Here is a 17,328-nt window from a genome sequence, read left to right as displayed (position 1 = left end):
TGTTTTTGATGCCACCAGTACCAGGTTATTTAATATTTATTACTCTTGTACTCGTTGTTCTACCATCTCTAGCTACGATTTTTCTCCGCTTGGCTCTGTATCAACATCTATTATCGTTGGAAGAGAAGGTACGAAGGTTAATTAGTAGACAATCACCTGGACAACAACCAAAAATAATAGAAGAATTAGAACGAAGGTTTAGAGACGCTAGTAGAAACTTAGATCAGGTTAATACAGCAGCGTTAATCGACCAAGTTTATAGCCAAGAAAAAGTTTGGGGATTTACCTGTGAACAAATCGATTACTTTTGTCGGATTCTTCCGAATTTACTCTTAGCTTTTGGTTTACTTGGTACTTTTCTAGGCATCACGCTTAATTTAGCCGCACTCAGTCAAACAATCAATCAAACTAATAGCAGCAATGTTAGCAGTTTAGTCGCTGAATTAAAGAAACCGCTAGAAGGGATGAGTATTGCTTTCACTACCAGTTTAACCGGACTTTTCTGTAGTACTTTTTTAACAATATTTAACTGGTTTAAAAATACTAGTTTTGCCAAGTACAGACTTATTTGTACTCTTGAAGATTATCTAGATAATATTTATCATCCCCAAATACAAGGTGATACTCGCCTCGATAAAATTGTGAAGAAAATGGTATCCCAGCAAGATGAGTTTTTAACTCGCTTTGGTGATACTGTGCGGGATGCAGTGGAGAAATCTATAGGAAGTGTAGCAAAACAAATTGCTGACGCTAATAAAGAAGCTGCTGATTTAGCCAAGCAAGTTTATGAGGGCTTTTATCAAGCTGCTGGTACTATATCTGGTGCTGCTAATGAATTTGAACATGCTATTACTGAATTAAATGCAAAATCTCATATATTTAAACAGTCTGCTGAAATATTTGCTAATAGTCAGTTTCCTGAGAAGTTATCAGCAGCTACAGTCAATTTGACTACTATGCAAGAAAGATTTTCACAATCTGCTGCAAGTTTGGGACAGACAACCAAATTGATTGAAACAGCATTGATAGAAGTTGAACATTGTAGTCAAGAATTAACTAATTTGGCAGTAGATATTAAAAAGTATAATCAAACTTCAATTGAATTTTTAGAGTTACATCAAAATAATCAAAACTCCCTTGGTGAGATTATTCCTCAACTCAAACAAGGAGCTACTAGTTTTTCAAAAGCTATTAATAAACTTGATAAACTAGAGCAAAGAATTGCAAACAAAGCTGATAATTTGACGCAGTTGCTAGAAGTTGTTCAAAGCTATACAGAGCAAGTTAATTTGGCAATCGAGGCTTTAGGCGATCGCTTGATTTTAAACTTATCTCAACAAATTGGTTCTAACAACCAACAAGTTAAGGCTGTCATGGTCAATTTTGAAGAATATGCCAATCAGTTAGGTGTGAAATTTGATATGTCTAAATCAGATTTTATCGATGTTATTCAAAATAATAATGAAAACTTTAATACTGAATATAAAAATGTCAGCGCCATGATTATTAAAGGAATTATTCAGCAGACAGAAACAAATAAACAAGGATTACAAATGTTAATTAATAATATTCAAGACTTCAATAAAGATGTGAACAATATCAAGGATGAAATTTCTCAGATGAGGCAAAAAATGGAAAAGTAAATAGAAAAATTCTAGCTGATTATATTGACATTAATTTGAAATTAAAATATTAAATTATGCCTCGTCGTTCACGACATAATGACTACAAAGAAGATTTAAATATTTGGCCTGCTTTTACAGATTTAATGTCCAATGCCTTCATGATCTTACTACTATTATTATTAATAGCCAGCACTAACTATACGATATCGCAAATATCTAATCCAGGGACACCGCCAATTTTGTTGATAAAAGATGAAAACTCGAGGTTTGATCCAGGTAGCGCAGTAATTCCAACGACAATGTTAGATTTCATCACAAATAAACTCGTACCTGATATAGAAAAAACCACAAAATCTTACAATATTAATACAGTTGAAATCATTGGGCATACTGATGAACAACCGATTGGTATTATCAGTAGTAATCTAGACTCGAATTTAGAGACAGCAGCTAGCCAAGGGGGTTCAGTTAGTACACTTAAAGCAGGTTCTAACGCTGATTTAGGATTGATGCGTTCCCTTGCAGTGGTTAAAGAACTGCTGAAAATCCAGCAACAAAATAAGATGCCAGGAATTCAATTTCGCGCTTATTCTGCGGCACAGTTAATATTACCAAGTGGGGAATTTGCTCCCATTCCACAAGAAAAGCGTCAGCCAGAACCGAAGCGGCGACGCATTGAAATTCGTTTTACGCGCTTGGGTGAAGTACGAGAAGTAAAATAAATAATCTATTCCCCACTGCTGGAATACTAATTAGTAATCTTAGTTTTCTAATAACAAGAAACTAAGATTTGCTCTTATCGGCTTCTTTCTGCGCCGCCTCACTATATTTCTTATATAGTTGAGTACGAATCTTAGCTTCTTGATAACGGGTGTGGGTTTGTGGTACCGTACTCATTAAATCGGAAGCCCGTTGCCATTTAGCAGCGATCTCTAACCACTGAGTTGAGGTTGTAGCTGTTTTCCCAGATGCAGAAGCAAGATTTGCAATTCGCACGGATGTTGTAAATGGATCGTCAGGTTGTTCTGAAAGGCTATTGTTAGGAACAAGAGATGGTGTTTTGACTTTCGTCTTGTTAGTATTTGCTGTAGTTAAAGATTTGGAAGTTTCTAGTTGTATTAGGTTTTTTAGTTTATTTCCTAACTGGGCATAAACAACCCAACTGAGCAACAACAGTGAGCATAAACCAGCCGCCGCTAATATCTTTGTGTTAGGTTTATTTTTGTATTTTTCTTTGTTAATGAGTACTAAAGGACGAGAGACTTGAGTTTTCGGATAATTTGGTTTTCCTAGTTCAGCTTGAGCTTCTGTGAAATCTTTAATTAATTGCTTTATAATATTAGGCTGAATTAGTGTAATTTCCTGTGACCAAAGCAATTGGTTTTCGCGATCGCTATCTATTTCCTTTAACCACAGTAATTGTTGTTCCCGAACAATCCGACTGTTGATATTAACTCGGCGAATGTGACGCGGGGCGATGGACTCAAGAATTTGGTGAATTTGTTCTACGAGGGGAGATTGCTCAAGTTGCTCTACCCTAGCCGCCTCGCACAGGAGTTGTAAGACACCATCAGAAAAAATGGCTCTAGTTCTGACACCACACTTGGCTAGCTTTTCGTTCAATAGCTGAATAATCGCCGCAACGCTCCCTTGATGGGCTTGCCAAGCGATATCGTTGATCCGGTCTACCACGTGAAATTTAGTGATAGGTCTTCCATCATGACTGATTAACGTACTCATTAATTTAAGGACTCTTTTCTACTGACCTTGATCTTGTCTTCGATTTTACGAGTAAAAAGATGAGTTGCCAAATAATATCATAAATGTGGAACAATATAGCGTCTTCTTCTCTGTTTGGCAAGGACGCTCGATCGCGCTCAGTTAATTGAACTACTCTCACGCCTTGAAAGGGTATAATTCCTGGACTGAAATCTAGTCCTTCATGATAACGCCCATGCTCGTGGATGAGCTATCTGTTTGACATAGTACATTATGATATCTTTTCGCGTAGGCGTAGCCCGCCATAGGCATCGCCTTTAGTCAGGTTGAGTTAGGTAAATGCACTCTGCGATGGTGCGAATTACTTACGATATGCGATCGCAAATGCATGACTAGAGAGTATCAGGATCAACGTCAAGCGATCGCAAATGTTCCTTCAACCTTTCCACCTGCAATTCTGCTTGTTTTACTTGCTCTTGGGCTTGTTCCCTCGCCAATCTTTCCTGTTTCAGCGCCTCTGCCAACTCCTCTGGAATCAGCAACTTTTCTCCAGTGTCTTCTCGATAAAAACCAATTAATTGCCCCTCTATTTGCAGACGCAGCTGCAAAGGTTCACATCGACTATCTGTAATTGGCTCATACACCTCACCTCGCAGTCGATACCCTTGCAATTGCTCCTTAATCCACTCTCCCTTCGGATCAAATAACCAGTATTCTAGTACTCCCAACTGCTCATACAGCGTCTTCTTGAAACCCGTGTCCTGGTTTTTGGTACCTTCCGAGGTCATTTCAAAGATTACTACAGGTACTTGTCCCTCTTCCCATATTTTGTAATTATCGCGACCTCCAGGAGCGACATTAAAAATCACCATTACATCTGGAGCCACCCGTAACCTCGGAAAACCCTGAGCATAATAAAGAAACTGGTTACTCAAAACCGTTGCTTGCCGATCAAGCAAATATTGCCTTAATACTTCTAAAGTTGCCAGTAAAGCACATAAATGAGCATAACTTTCTGCCAAAGGTTCACCATCCGAGCTTGGATAAAAAACTTCTGTTGATTGAGAACTGGGTAAGAGGCTAGTCACGTCGCTTCGCTCCGAATTAAAAATTAAAAATTAACAATCCCCATAAATAAATTTAGTTGCTCTGTATCATGAATCTGTTTCGGTGATAATTAGCCACCTGATTGAGAAGATGGGTGGATGATTATATTATCTCAGCGACTTTCCCTGAAATTTCTAGAACTGCCGAGTAAATAAAGGGGACAGATAAGATGAGGGAGAATAACCATACCCAATCCCCAGTCCCCAAGTCCCCAATCCCCAGTCCCCAAACTTATTGTTCAAAGACCAAACAAAATAGCTATATTGGGATACTTTTGTGAATAATTCTCGCTTTTTTTGCCTTTTTACCAGAATGGTAATACTAAATAGCACAGCGATCGTTACATTAGAAGATATATAAATAAAAATCATTATTGATTTTTGCTCGTTCGCAGTTCACACAAAATCATGAGTGCAAGTACCATTATTTCCCATAATCCCTTACTCCAAGGCAATGGTTTACCTCCATTTGCAGAGATTAAACCAGAACGAGTAGTACCAGCCTTCAATCAGTTGTTGGCAGAACTTGACCAGCACCTTACCACCTTAGAAGCTAATGTACAGCCTACTTGGAGTGGTTTAGTAGAACCCTTAGAAAAGCTGACAGAACGGCTTACCTGGAGTTGGGGGACGGTAAATCATTTAATGGGTGTTAAAAATAGCCCGGAACTGCGCGAAGCCCATGAAATTGTACAGCCACTAGTCGTACAATTTATCAACAAGCTCGGTCAAAGCCAACCCATCTACAATGCTTTTAAAGCACTCCGTAGCAGTGATAGTTGGGCAACTTTAGAATTAGCCCAACAGCGGATTGTTGAAGCTGCCATTCGAGATGCAGAGCTTTCTGGTGTTGGCTTACAAGGAGAAGCAAGAGAGCGTTTCAACGCCATTCAGATGGAGTTGGCAGAACTTTCGACCAAATTCTCTAATCATGTACTTGATGCCACAAAAGCCTTTAGCTTAACCCTGACAACAAAAGCGGAAATTGACGGTTTACCACCAAGTTTGGTAAGTTTAGCTGCCCAAGTTGCTCGTGCGGCTGGAGAAGAAAAGGCCACACCAGAAAATGGCCCCTGGCGCATTACTTTAGACTTCCCCAGTTTCGGCCCTTTCATGCAGCACAGCACCCGTCGAGATTTGCGCGAAAAGCTCTACAAAGCTCATATCACCCGCGCTTCTAGTGGCGATTTAGATAATAATCCGTTAATTGTGCGTATTTTGGAGTTACGGCAAGAACTCGCAGATTTACTTGGCTTTAAGAGTTTTGCCCAGTTGAGTCTTGCCAGTAAAATGGCTCCTAATGTTGAAGCAGTGGAAGCACTATTAGAAGAACTACGCCAAGCTAGTTATGATGCTGCTGTCAAAGATTTAAAAGAACTCCAAGCTTTTGCTGCATCTTATGGAGAAGAATATCAAGATTTAAAACACTGGGATATCAGCTTTTGGGCAGAACGTCAACGAGAAGCAAAATTTGCTTTTACGGCTGAAGAATTGCGTCCCTACTTTCCCCTTCCTCAAGTGCTAGATGGCTTGTTTGGACTTGTCAAGCGCTTGTTTGGCGTGACTGTAACCCCAGCTGATGGTCAAGCTCTAGTGTGGCATGAGGATGTCCGTTATTTCCAAATAGCTGATGAAACTGGTTCTCCTATAGCCTACTTCTATTTAGACCCCTACAGCCGTCCAGCAGAAAAGCGTGGTGGTGCTTGGATGGATGTGTGCATCAATCGTGCCAAAATCACTGAAAATGGTGCATCTAGCGTTCGGTTGCCTGTGACTTATTTGATATGTAACCAAACTCCTCCAGTAGATGGTAAGCCGAGTTTGATGACTTTCTATGAAGTAGAAACTTTGTTCCACGAGTTTGGTCATGGATTGCAGCACATGCTCACCAAGGTTGATTATGTTGGAGCCGCAGGCATCAATAATGTGGAATGGGATGCAGTGGAACTACCTAGTCAGTTTATGGAAAACTGGTGTTATGAGCGACCTACTTTGTTTGGCATGGCTAAACATTACGAAACTGGGGAAGCTTTACCGGAACATTATTATCAAAAGCTGCTAGCGGCGCGTAATTATATGAGTGGTACTGCGATGTTGCGGCAAATTCACTTTAGCAGTATTGATTTAGAATTACATTACCGTTATCGTTCTGGTAGCGATGAAACTCCGGCAGATGTGCGTCATCGCATAGCTAAAACGACTACCATTTTACCACCACTTCCAGAAGACTCAATGTTATGTGCTTTCGGGCATATTTTTGAGGGTGGCTATGCAGCCGGCTACTACAGTTATAAGTGGGCTGAGGTACTGAGCGCTGATGCTTTTGCCGCTTTTGAAGAAGCTGGGCTAGAAGATGAGGAAGCTGTAAAAGCGACAGGTGGACGTTATCGAGATACGGTGCTGTCCCTCGGTGGTAGCAAACATCCAATGGAAGTGTTTAAAACTTTCCGGGGTCGTGAACCGAGTACGATCGCTTTGCTGAGGCACAATGGTTTAGTGAGTGCGGCTGCAAACTAAACAACACCTCTGTAGAGACGTTGCATTGCAACGTCTCTACATCAACATTTTGACAAATAATTCTTAGGGAATTGCAAGAAATAGGGCGGGCAAGATGCCCACCCCACAAGAGTTAATTGGAAGTCCCTTAACTGAAAATTTTTTCTGAATTTAAGGTGTCCCTGGAAGAATGGGTTCTGCTGAAACATCATCTAAGTGTATGCTGCCTAACAAATTTAACCATTCTGCTTGTAGTGCCGCATCTTGAGGATTTTTTTGACGCAGTTCCGCTAATGTCGTCAGTGCCTCGTACCATATTCCTTTTTGGGCATAGATTGCATAGCGCTTTCGAGGTTCTGTGGTTTCTAGTTCTTTGACTGTTGCTTCACTCAGGTTAACTCGTTTTATTACCCCTTCAACGTAAGTCGGGGGCGAATTTTTTTCTTTGTCACAGTTAATGGTAAAAAACCAGCGGTATTGTTTGTCTACTGCTAAAGCCGGAGTATTCGTAGGCAAAGAAACGCGGATGACTCCTGGTTTATCTGGTAGAGCGATCGCTTTTCGGTAAATCTCCTTAGAGTCCTTAGAGTCAGGATCTTCTTGCAGTACAAATTCAACTGCATAAGGCAAATCTTTGGTATATGGCACATAGAAAAACCAACTTGGGTGTTCTACTGTTGTTTGTCCCCAGACATTAACTACTGAGTCAGCTTCCTGAGTAAAAGGTACTAAAGCAGTCAGGTCAGGTTTAGTAATTTTACATCCATCCGGCCCGCGTTTCGCTCCACCACGAACCCGACCGCCAGGAGCAGGGCCAGGTGGAATTGGAGGTTGATTCAAGGTTGTGGCTTGAGCCAGGGTTGGGATTGGTTTAGCCAGTACTGGAATCAAGCTAAGTAGTAAACTTGTACAGCTAAAAGCTACTACTAAAAACAGTTTTATTGGTTGTGCATTTGAATTCATAAAAACCTTACCTCATAGGATTTTAGATTTTAGATTTTAGATTTTAAATTGGGCATTAGTTATTCTCCCCACTCCCCATTCCCTATTCCCCACTCCCCTCCTGATCTGTTTTTGAATTATAAATTGACATCAATCCCCCCATAGCTACCAGCGATAAAGCTGACGGGACAAATGGCACCCAAGCACCTGAAATTAACAGACCAAAGCAAACTACATACAAAACGCTAGAAGTAACACCAATTGCCAACGCCAACCAGGGTAATGAAAACCTGCGCCAAGCTAGGACTCCCCCTACTAAAGACCAGCCCCAAATCCAGACCACCTCAACCCAGAATGACCAAGCCCGCAATAACGGCCGCCCATCCTGGACTGCACTGAGGATCTGGCTGACCATGTGAGCTTGTACTAACACTCCTGGCATTTGCTCATCTAAAGGAACGCCATAGGGTGTTGGCCAGGTATCTGGAGAATCCCCCTTTGCCACTACACCAATGAGAACAATCCGGTCTTTAATGGCGCTGGGGTTAATCGGACTAGATAAAAATTGCGTTAGCTTCACCTGTTCGGCTATCTCTTTTGATGAACGATAGTTAAGTAAGATTTGACCACCATTAGCATCAATATTTTGATAGCCGCCAGTATGAGGCTTCAGATTCGGAAAAATAGTTTTACCTAGCTGTAAATTCCCTTTTGGGGTGAACTTTGTTTGAATTCCTAAAGGGTGCAGATAGAGGGAGGCTAGTTGTAAACTGAAGGCATAAGGAGCAGAACACAAGGATGTTGTCTCCTGATTCATAAACAGAAGTTGCCGACGAATCACGCCATCGCGATCGTGAATAAAGTCACTGAATCCCAAATTTTCTGGGGGGATTTCTGGGGGTGGCTTAATGCCTTTGATATTTCCTGTGCTATCACTCCCCTTGCATACACCAATCAAGTTTTGAGTTTGTTGGAGACGAGTAATTAAATCTGGTTCTTTGGCAGGAAAATCACGGTAGATATCTAAGCCGATCGCACGGGGTTGGTATTGATTCAGTTTTGCCAGGAGTTTATTGAGAGATTTTTCAGAAATAGAAGCTCCGATCAAGGATTCGTTATTTTGTCTTTGAATTGCCAGATCGTCATCGTCAATTGTGATTATCAGCAATCGGGAATCGATACCTTCCGCAGGGCGCGATCGCATCATTAAGTCAAAGGTTTGAATCTCTTGATTTTCTAAAAATCCCAACCATCTCATGCCACAAACCAAGACTGTAATTGCCAAACTGGGTAACAAAATTGTCCGAAATCTGCGTTTGGTAGGTAAAGGTAAATTCGGTTTATCTTCTTCAGTTTTTACAGACCTTAATTCATCCCAAGTAGGTGGCATCTGGGCTGGATTTTGGCAAATCACTGGTAGCCAAGTCGCACAAGGAAATCGATCCTCAAGTCCTTGCAAGCGTTCTCGTGCTTGGCGTACCGCTTGATATAAAGACTCACCACCAGCAAAGCCTTCGAGAAAATACTTTAAAAATTCCTTAGCAACCTGGTCTGGTACAGGTTCGCGCATGACGATTATTTGAGGAATTTGCAAATCAGCCAATTCTCGTGCCAAACCCAAGCCATCACAGGAGTTGAATATCGCTAATTGCAAGCCGTTTTCAATGGCCTTCTTGAGAGCATACTTTAACTCGCCAATGGTCAGACTATCAGTTTTATTCAGGTAAATTCGTCCGCTTTCTCCATTTTTATTACTAGAACTGTGTCCAGCAAAGAAGAGAATATCCCAGTTTTTTCCCCAGAGATGGTCAGTTAATTCTTTACGCGGCGGTTCTACCAAAAAACTAACCTCTGCATTACTACACTGTTGCAGTAAAGCTTGATCGGCTTGGGTGTCAATTCCCTTACTGTTGCCCACAATTGCCAAAATGTTGACTGATTGATTGGGAGTGCGTGGCTTGTGAATGCGATCGTAAGATGGTGAAGAAAGGGCAATTTCAGCCTTGGGATAGCGTTCTAACAATTCCCACAGATGCCAGGGTAATAGCTGTAATTGGCTATTTTCAGTTTGCAAAATTACCCGTACTTCGTCCGTAGGCGACAATCTTTCTAACCATTTTTCTCTCAAAGGGCGAAACTCTTCCGCTCGCAGCCAGGTATTAAAGCGTGCCCGCAAAATATGAGAAGTGTTTTCGCAGTCTTGAATCATCGATACATTAGTTACCTGCATTGTGTCAGCATGAAGGCGATAACGATTGCCTATTTGCCGATAACTAGACTGCCAATGACTATAATAGAGCGGCATTTCCGGAAATGAAGGTAGCTTCCCTGTAATTTCTGTTGCAGCACGCTCGTGTTCTTCACCAATTTGGAGAGTGACAGCAAATCCCTGCTCAAAACTACCCTCTCCGAATTTCATCACTACTAACTTACCCATGACCCTCGTTATTTCCCTATGCAAGATCACGCCCTGTTCTAATGTCTCATAACAAGCTCCACAAGCATCTACAGATTTTTCTCAAAATCCCCAAAAGCTAGCTGGAATTTTTAATTTTTAATTAACCAATTACCACTTAAGAAATTACCGACGAAGAGGGAAGATAGCTACACAATTCAAATTCGGAAATGTTCGGTAATGCTAGTATTATCCAAGGCTACCCTAACGCTAAATCGCTCTGTGGGTTCACCACGGAACTGCAACTGAATGTAATTGTCCGATCTTCTAGATTGAGCATCTAGAAATACTGCTCCCGAACTATCTAGAACAGTGAGATGAACTCCTAGTGGCAAATAGATTTGATTGCCAGTGGCGTGCAATTGGAGATGAATACTAGTTTGTTGATCTTTTTCAGAGCTAATTTCCACAATTAACATGACTGGTTGGTTAAGAATTTGGATACCCAAATCAATCAGTTTTGCCCGTTTAGTAGTTGATTCTGGTCGATTAAGGGTCTCTAGTTCTAAAGTTTCAATACTGCGAAAGGCATAAGTTGGTCTCAGTTCTGGTAAGTTCCACAGAGATTCAACAGTTTGCCAGCCGGTTTCAAATACACCAGCAAACCACTGACTCAAATTAACTGGAGATTGACGCAGTTGCCATAGATGATCGATAAACGCCTCCAATGGTTGCAGTTGCGCTAAAGGCAGTGTTTCAGTTGCGACACTAGGGATAAAACCAAGCAGCCTCCCTTCTTGGAGCGATTCATCAAATTGAACTACTAAATAACCTACTCGTTCTTCCCAAGTTTCTGGAGGAATAGAACATATTTGCTGATGTAGATGGACAGGGCGACACTCCAGACGACCAATTGAGGGTACATCTAAGTCAGCAACATTTCCACAAAAGCGCATGATCGGGTTCCAACTGTCACTAGCTTGAAGATCGGTCGGAATATCCATCATCTGCAAGTAGTCATTTACCACCCATACAGCTAGAGTATTCAACCGGACTTGCTCTGCTTTTTCAGGGTTTGGCTGCTGGTTAGCAAATTGCTGGGCAGTTATGCGAGCTCTTTGGGAAATCGGCAATGTCAAAGCGAAATCTTCTAGCTGATAGGTGGAGTTATTCATAAGTCAATCTTGAGTGATCAATGCTGCTATGTTACATATCAGCTGCATTCACTAAATTTATGCCACAAAATTGAATATTTGGGATTGGGGATTGGGGATTGGGGATTGGGGACTGGGGATTGGGGACTGGGGATTGGGGATTGGGGACTGGCGAGAAAATATCCCATAAAATTGAGGGATTGTATTTGTATATTGAGATGATATGGGAGATAGAGGTTTTGAGTCTTTAGACTTCTATCAAGATAGCCTCAAGCTACTAAAAGCGGCTTATCGACTAGCAGATAAGTTGCCAAATTTTGAGCGTTACAATTTGAGCGATCAATTACGAAGATCGGCTTGCAGTGTTTTACTGAACATAGCTGAGGGGTACGGACGTTATCATTATCTAGATAGATTGCGTTTTATGTACATTGCTCGTGGCTCATTAACTGAAACTAAAAGCGCCTTCATTATTGCTGAAAGCCTGGGGTACTGCAATACAGAACAATTACACTGGGTTAGTCAGCTTAAAGACCAGATTGAAAAAGGTCTTAACGGTTACTGTCGTTTCATTCGTTCTCAGCAACAAGGTAAAGAAGAGTACGGCAATCGATTAGGTGATTGGTGATTGGTGATTGGTGATTGGGGACTGGGGATTGGGGATTGGGGATTGGGGATTGGGGATTGGGGATTGGGGATTGGGGATTGGGGATTGGGGATTGGGGATTGGGGATTGGGGATTGGGGATTTGGGATTTGGGATTGGGGACTGGGAAGTTCTAGGCTTGACGCTTTATTTTCTGAAGCTGAAGTTCCGAGTTCTGAGGTTGAAGGTTTGAGTTCTGAAGCTGAAGTTCCGAGTTCTGAGGTTGAAGGTTTGAATTCTGAAGCTGAAGTTCCGAGTTCTGAGGTTGAAGGTTTGAGTTCTGAAGCTGAAGTTCCGAGTTCTGAGGTCGAAGTTCCGAGTTCTGAGGTCGAAGTTCCGAGTTCTGAGGTCGAAGTTCCAAGTTCTGAGGTCGAAGTAATAATCTTTCTTCTCAAATCCCCAATCCCCAGTCCCCAGTCCCCAGTCCCCAGTCCCCAGTCCCCAGTCCCCAATCCCCAGTCCCCAATCCCCAGTCCCCAGTCCCCAGTCCCCAATCCCCAATCCCCAATCCCCAGTCCCCAGTCCCCAATCCCCAAATTACAACCAATTCCCAATCAATACATAAGCAGACCAAAAGCTTGGCGCTCTGTAGTTAGGATGTTTCAGCAGATGTAGCTGGGCACGGTGGACTGCTTCGGCTTTGGTGATTTTGCCACTCTTGAGTTCTCGATAGAAGGCACTCACAAACATGGCTGTTGATTCATCATCAATTTGCCACAGGGAAGCTATGGTACTGCGTGCCCCGGCTCGTACAGCTGCTCCTGCTAGACCAAGTGCTGCACGACTGTCTCCTGCTGCTGTCTGACAAGCACTCAAAACTAATAGTTCTACTATGGTTTTACCCTGACTGCGGAAGAGAGTATCAAAATCTTTGACGTTGATTTGACCATCGAAATCTAAAATAAAAGTGTCTTCAAGGCGGGAACTAAACTGACCGTGGGTTGCCAAATGCACTATGTTGAATGAAGCAGCACTAATTTCACTTTCTAAATTCTTTTTTTTAAAATTTCTATCCATGAGGCTGGTTGTCGCAACTCCGGCTTTAGTAATGCCATCAAACTCAGATTTAATCGCCAGCAATGGTGCAAATTTGGTAAATCCTGGCGGTGGCTGAGTCAGTCCTGCTGTTAGCGCTCTGAGTTGCTGCTTTACTAGCGGTTTTGGGTCTAGGAGTTGCAAACCTACGCTGAGAGCGATCGCATATTTCTCTACTAAGTATTGTTGACCATCGTAGAGTGCTGCCATTGGTAGGTTGCGTAATGGGCCATCTAGGACAAATACTAGGGTATCGACGCCACTTTTTTGCAGTTGTGACTCAATGGGTTTCAGCAGCCAGTTGTAAACTTCTTGCGATTGGGTTTGAACAATCTTAGTCGCAGTGGGATTGACAAGATTTCTTCGCAGTTCTACTAAGAGTTTCTCTACTTCTGCTTGGGAAATCTTGGTGCTGTAGCTTTGCAGAGATTGTTTGGGAATTTTGACAATTACCTGGAGTTCGTCAGGAAGAATAATTGGATAAAGGATGGCAGCCTGGGAATTATTTTGGTCTACCAGTTTATCTAGGGCTACTTTTTGTCCTTGCAGACAAGCTTCTTGGAAGAAGTCGTCTAACTCTGCTAGTTGGAGGGCTTCAATGCGATCGCGTGCTTTCTCTAAGATTTTTTCATTTGGTTTTCCCTGTTGGGATTGTAGCAGTAATTCTACTGACTGGCGGTAGACGGGTTCTACACTGTCCCGGAAGTTGAATTGTATATCCTGGTTCACGACATCTTTATTCACTACTAAATCTCTGCGGAGAGACTGGAGAGTGTCTACAGCCGCATCATAAGCGGCGATCGCCCCATTAATATCTTTGGTTGCCCGCAGCAATCTACCTAACTGCCACTCTAAGCTATAGGTAATTTCTGGTGCATTGCTACTCTGCGCCAAAGCTAATCCTTGCCGGGTCAGGTCTTGTGCCTCTGACCACTGTCTGGTTTCTTCATACAAGCCGCCTAAACTCTTCAAAGCATAAGCCTCTGCCCGTTTATCCCCTAAACTGCGGGATTGTTGGATGGCACTAGCGAGTAACTTGGCTGAGTCTTTGGTGCTGATTCCTGAGTAATAATTATTTCTGGATGCTTGCAATACACCACTCTTGACTTTTGCTAAACTTTGTGAAAAGTTAACATGAGCGTAAATACTCGCACGGCTGAGAGGGAGTTGGTCAAGTTGGGACTCAATCAACGGCAAGAGACTTTGAACCTTTGCCCATTGTTGGTCTTCAATTAGTAGTCCCAGTTGATTTAATTGCGCTTGAATTTTTGTCAGGGGTGAGGGAGATGCTGCAACTGTTTGTTGATAATAGGCGATCGCTTGTTGTTTTTCCTGTTGTTTACGGGCATTATTCCCCAAGCTGAACAGACTAGCCCCAATATCAGCGCCAGATTGCAGATTTTGAGCAATTCTCAAACTTTCTTCTAATGCTTGGCGTGAATTTTTCAAATCACCCAATACCAAAAGGGCATCACCGAGCGATCGCAAACTCACTGTTTTTTCTATAGAATCTGGTTGAGATTTTAATGTCTGACTAACTTGAGCGAGTGTTTTGACGGCGCGGGGGTAAAATCCTTGACTGCGCCACGCCTGTGCTTGATTGATTAGCGATCGCACCACACCACTTTGATTATCTGCTTGCTTGTAAATTTCTTCTGTCTGCTGCCAAGTTGCTAAAGCTGCTTCAGACTGTCCCATTGCTAGTTGTAGACGGCCTTGAATATCTAATGATTGGGCAAATATTTGCAGATTTTGGTTTTTATCCTGTCCTTTCAGCAAATCTAAGCTCTCTGTAATTGCCTGCTGCCCTTGACTCCATGCACCGAGTTGCTGATAAGCTAAGGAAAGATTACTCAGTGTCACTGCTAGTTTGAGATTATCTCCTTGCTGTTTATATGCTTGCACAGCTTCTTGCAATACTTCTACAGCTTTCGCAAAGTTACCAGCACTGTATAAAACTTTGCCCTGTTGTAATAATGAAGCGGGATCGGTGGTGACAGCTAGCGATATCAGCCTATTAATTGACAGTTGCGATGATGAATTGATTGAACTAGGAACTTTTGCTAGTACCGGTGAACCGATAATGCATAGCAAAGCAATCAGGAAGTAAAAAGGCAAAGATAAAAAGTGAGCCAGTGCAGTTTTTTTGGTTTCCAAAATGAGTGATTGGCCAACTCTCAAGGGGTAAAAAATCCTGCAACATAGAGAAAATACGCGATGCCCCAGCCCCTTTTGCCTTTTAGCTTTTACAGAATTAGCGCCAAAAATCCTAGTTGTTTTAGCCATAACCACGACAAGAGCGTACAAGATGAACTATAGGTGCTTGGGCTACCATTCCTGTTTCCATTCGACAATCACCTCCTGGAGTGGAATAGGTCTTTGGCAGCCATTTTTCCTTATATTGAAGCGATCGCAAAACTAGTCAACGTTCGCGCAGCGTCTCGTAGAGAAGTTATGCGGTTTTCAAGGTTCTGGCAGTGGTGTCGATGAACTTCAACACACTTGTATTACAGTAAAATATCTTACTTAAAATTATCAAGCTGTATTTCGTCTTTCCTCGTCTCCAGTTGCCCCCGTTGCTTGCCATACTCTCGCAGCTGCTTCAAAAGTCCTTCTTGGGATGAGTTAGGGATAGACGGAATGGGACTTGGTTGAAGGTTGATATCACTACTTGCAAAATTAGCAGGTGAGGGATTTGTTACGTAGACGGGTAGCGATTTGTCATTAAACATCGCCTGTTGGGTTGGTGCTGGGGTAGGAATTAGATTCTTTGGTTTCCTCACCGCAGCTTTTACCGAATCTAGAGTAGTAGCAACTTGTACTTGTTGCTGCATCTGTTGTGTAGAAGAGACTAAATGACTTAGACCATTCACCAATTGCAGCAGATTTTTGCGGAAAGTAGGATCTCCTGTCAATTCATCTAAATCAGATGTAATTTTTTGGGTATTTTCAAAGGTTACTCGTGCTGAATCTAAAGTTTGTTGCAGCAACACTGTATTTTTGGGATCGTTTAAGGTTTTAGAAGCATCGCGTAAATTAGCTGAGGCTTGGGCTGCATTTGCTGAAAGAGTTTCTAAATTGTTGAGTAATTCTCCTTGAGTCAATCGATTGACAGATGGTGATAAGCTACTGACTGTAACACGCAGTTGGTTACTGGTTTCGGTGATATTGTTCAAAGCACCAACCAGCGTTGAACGATTTGTTGTCAACAGATTATCTAAATTCTTCAACAACTGATTAGCTTGAGTTGCAGTTGCACCAAATTTATTTACTGTTTGATTCGCGGATGTATTAAGTTGGTTTGTCGCCCGTTGTACAGAATTAGCCGTGTCGGAAAAGGTAGTAAGTTGTCGTTGTAAGCTTTTAGTTAAACCTCGGAGATCCTGGCTTAATTCTGTAAAACTGGATGCTGCACCTGTGGTACTTTCTAGAAGCCTATTGACATTTCTATAAAATTTTGGGTTATTGTATGCAGCAGCGAGGTCAGTTGAACTGCGAATTAGTTCATCAACACTGATGCCAACCTGACCTTGTAACCGAGAACCATTACAGACTATGAGGCTATTATCACAACTTTTATCTAGGGGTTTAGCAAGCACAACCCCAATAGGTAAGGTTGATTTTGGTTTGATGTCGATAATACTTTCGCTAATTAATCCGCTTTGATTAGCTTCCACCACTACATTCCGGGGGATAATTAGGTCAGTTTGGGCAATTTCAATCTCTACATCAATGACATTTGGCCCTGGTCGAACCTGAGAAATAGTTCCTACCTTAACACCACGATAGCGGACTACTGCTCCCTTTTGCATTCCGCCAGCGTCGGCAAATTCCACAATAATTTTGTATGAACGACCAGCAGCGGTGAATCTATTTAACCACAGAAAAAGTAATCCAAATACCCCTAGTCCTAGCAAGAGTAATAACCCTACAGAACCTTCTCTAAATGTTCGCATAGAAGCGAAGCGGCTTGTCATAAGACCTCGCATTTTTTTGCCTCCACCAACAACCAACAACTAATTAGGAGTTAAGAGTTAAGAGTTAAGAGTTAGGAGTTAGGAGTTAGGAGTTAGGAGTTGAATTTAACTAACTCCGACGGGTTTAAGTCACTGGCTTCTAACAAGCCGCAAGTATATGTTTGCGGGGTCTAAATACCCGTTACAAAACTGTACATCAGACTTCCGACTTCCGACTTCTTTAACTCCTCACTC

General features: G+C 42.1%; 12 protein-coding genes. 5 read left to right on the top strand and 7 right to left on the bottom strand.

Features of this window, described 5'->3' with window-relative positions:
• Nucleotides 1-8 precede the first annotated feature (8 nt).
• On the top strand, nt 9-1,643 hold the full coding sequence (locus V7K76_RS32380; protein WP_334776040.1) for a hypothetical protein: 1,635 nt from the start codon (nt 9-11) through the stop codon (nt 1,641-1,643).
• A gap of 56 nt (nt 1,644-1,699) precedes the next feature.
• On the top strand, nt 1,700-2,347 hold the full coding sequence (locus V7K76_RS32375; protein ID WP_334776039.1) for a flagellar motor protein: 648 nt from the start codon (nt 1,700-1,702) through the stop codon (nt 2,345-2,347).
• Nucleotides 2,348-2,408: 61 nt separating this feature from the next.
• Here the strand turns inward: V7K76_RS32375 and V7K76_RS32370 are convergent, their stop codons facing one another.
• Together V7K76_RS32370 and V7K76_RS32365 are read right to left on the bottom strand one after the other, a co-directional pair.
• Nucleotides 2,409-3,365, bottom strand: coding sequence for a hypothetical protein (locus V7K76_RS32370; RefSeq protein ID WP_334776038.1), 957 nt, complete (start codon nt 3,363-3,365; stop codon nt 2,409-2,411).
• A gap of 371 nt (nt 3,366-3,736) precedes the next feature.
• Complete coding sequence (locus V7K76_RS32365; protein ID WP_334776037.1) at nt 3,737-4,432, bottom strand: Uma2 family endonuclease; 696 nt, start codon at nt 4,430-4,432, stop codon at nt 3,737-3,739.
• Between the two features lie 426 nt (nt 4,433-4,858).
• On the opposite strand from V7K76_RS32365, the gene V7K76_RS32360 reads away from it, so the two are divergent.
• Nucleotides 4,859-6,967 carry a M3 family metallopeptidase gene (locus V7K76_RS32360; protein ID WP_334776036.1) on the top strand — a complete coding sequence of 703 codons (2,109 nt, stop codon included), beginning with the start codon at nt 4,859-4,861 and terminating at the stop codon, nt 6,965-6,967.
• A gap of 150 nt (nt 6,968-7,117) precedes the next feature.
• Here V7K76_RS32360 and V7K76_RS32355 read toward each other — a convergent pair whose 3' ends face one another.
• The 3 genes from V7K76_RS32355 to V7K76_RS32345 form a co-directional block, all read right to left on the bottom strand.
• Complete coding sequence (locus V7K76_RS32355) at nt 7,118-7,909, bottom strand: DUF928 domain-containing protein (protein ID WP_334776035.1); 792 nt, start codon at nt 7,907-7,909, stop codon at nt 7,118-7,120.
• Between the two features lie 82 nt (nt 7,910-7,991).
• Nucleotides 7,992-10,325 (bottom strand): CHASE2 domain-containing protein, encoded by a 2,334-nt coding sequence (locus tag V7K76_RS32350; protein ID WP_334776034.1) that lies wholly within the window; start codon nt 10,323-10,325, stop codon nt 7,992-7,994.
• Between the two features lie 176 nt (nt 10,326-10,501).
• Complete coding sequence (locus V7K76_RS32345; RefSeq protein ID WP_334776033.1) at nt 10,502-11,458, bottom strand: DUF1822 family protein; 957 nt, start codon at nt 11,456-11,458, stop codon at nt 10,502-10,504.
• A 202-nt stretch (nt 11,459-11,660) separates the two neighbouring features.
• Between V7K76_RS32345 and V7K76_RS32340 the strand changes: the two genes are divergently transcribed.
• Nucleotides 11,661-12,065 (top strand): four helix bundle protein, encoded by a 405-nt coding sequence (locus tag V7K76_RS32340; RefSeq protein ID WP_334776032.1) that lies wholly within the window; start codon nt 11,661-11,663, stop codon nt 12,063-12,065.
• A 14-nt stretch (nt 12,066-12,079) separates the two neighbouring features.
• The gene (locus V7K76_RS32335) at nt 12,080-12,697 is read left to right on the top strand and encodes a hypothetical protein (protein ID WP_335030386.1); all 618 of its coding nucleotides are present in this window, start codon (nt 12,080-12,082) and stop codon (nt 12,695-12,697) included.
• Here the strand turns inward: V7K76_RS32335 and V7K76_RS32330 are convergent.
• Entirely contained in the window at nt 12,620-15,274 is a 2,655-nt protein-coding gene (locus tag V7K76_RS32330; RefSeq protein ID WP_442936179.1) for a CHAT domain-containing protein, read from the bottom strand. The genes V7K76_RS32335 and V7K76_RS32330 overlap by 78 nt on opposite strands.
• Nucleotides 15,275-15,639: 365 nt before the next feature.
• Nucleotides 15,640-17,106 carry an MlaD family protein gene (locus V7K76_RS32325; RefSeq protein WP_334776029.1) on the bottom strand — a complete coding sequence of 489 codons (1,467 nt, stop codon included), beginning with the start codon at nt 17,104-17,106 and terminating at the stop codon, nt 15,640-15,642.
• Between the last annotated feature and the right edge of the window lie 222 nt (nt 17,107-17,328).

The sequence above is a fragment of the Nostoc sp. genome (assembly GCF_036917975.1).
Lineage (GTDB): Bacteria > Cyanobacteriota > Cyanobacteriia > Cyanobacteriales > Nostocaceae > Nostoc.
Note: the sequence above shows the minus strand (reverse complement) of the source record. Positions and strands in the feature narration are given on the sequence as shown.

What these genes read in the sequence shown, in the direction of transcription:
- V7K76_RS32380 (WP_334776040.1), top strand. Translation starts at nt 9, where the DNA reads ATGCCACCAGTACCAGGTTATTTAATATTTATTACTCTTGTACTCGTT.
- V7K76_RS32375 (WP_334776039.1), top strand. Translation starts at nt 1,700, where the DNA reads ATGCCTCGTCGTTCACGACATAATGACTACAAAGAAGATTTAAATATT.
- V7K76_RS32370 (WP_334776038.1), bottom strand. Translation starts at nt 3,365, where the DNA reads ATGAGTACGTTAATCAGTCATGATGGAAGACCTATCACTAAATTTCAC.
- V7K76_RS32360 (WP_334776036.1), top strand. Translation starts at nt 4,859, where the DNA reads ATGAGTGCAAGTACCATTATTTCCCATAATCCCTTACTCCAAGGCAAT.
- V7K76_RS32355 (WP_334776035.1), bottom strand. Translation starts at nt 7,909, where the DNA reads ATGAATTCAAATGCACAACCAATAAAACTGTTTTTAGTAGTAGCTTTT.
- V7K76_RS32350 (WP_334776034.1), bottom strand. Translation starts at nt 10,325, where the DNA reads ATGGGTAAGTTAGTAGTGATGAAATTCGGAGAGGGTAGTTTTGAGCAG.
- V7K76_RS32345 (WP_334776033.1), bottom strand. Translation starts at nt 11,458, where the DNA reads ATGAATAACTCCACCTATCAGCTAGAAGATTTCGCTTTGACATTGCCG.
- V7K76_RS32340 (WP_334776032.1), top strand. Translation starts at nt 11,661, where the DNA reads ATGGGAGATAGAGGTTTTGAGTCTTTAGACTTCTATCAAGATAGCCTC.
- V7K76_RS32325 (WP_334776029.1), bottom strand. Translation starts at nt 17,106, where the DNA reads ATGCGAGGTCTTATGACAAGCCGCTTCGCTTCTATGCGAACATTTAGA.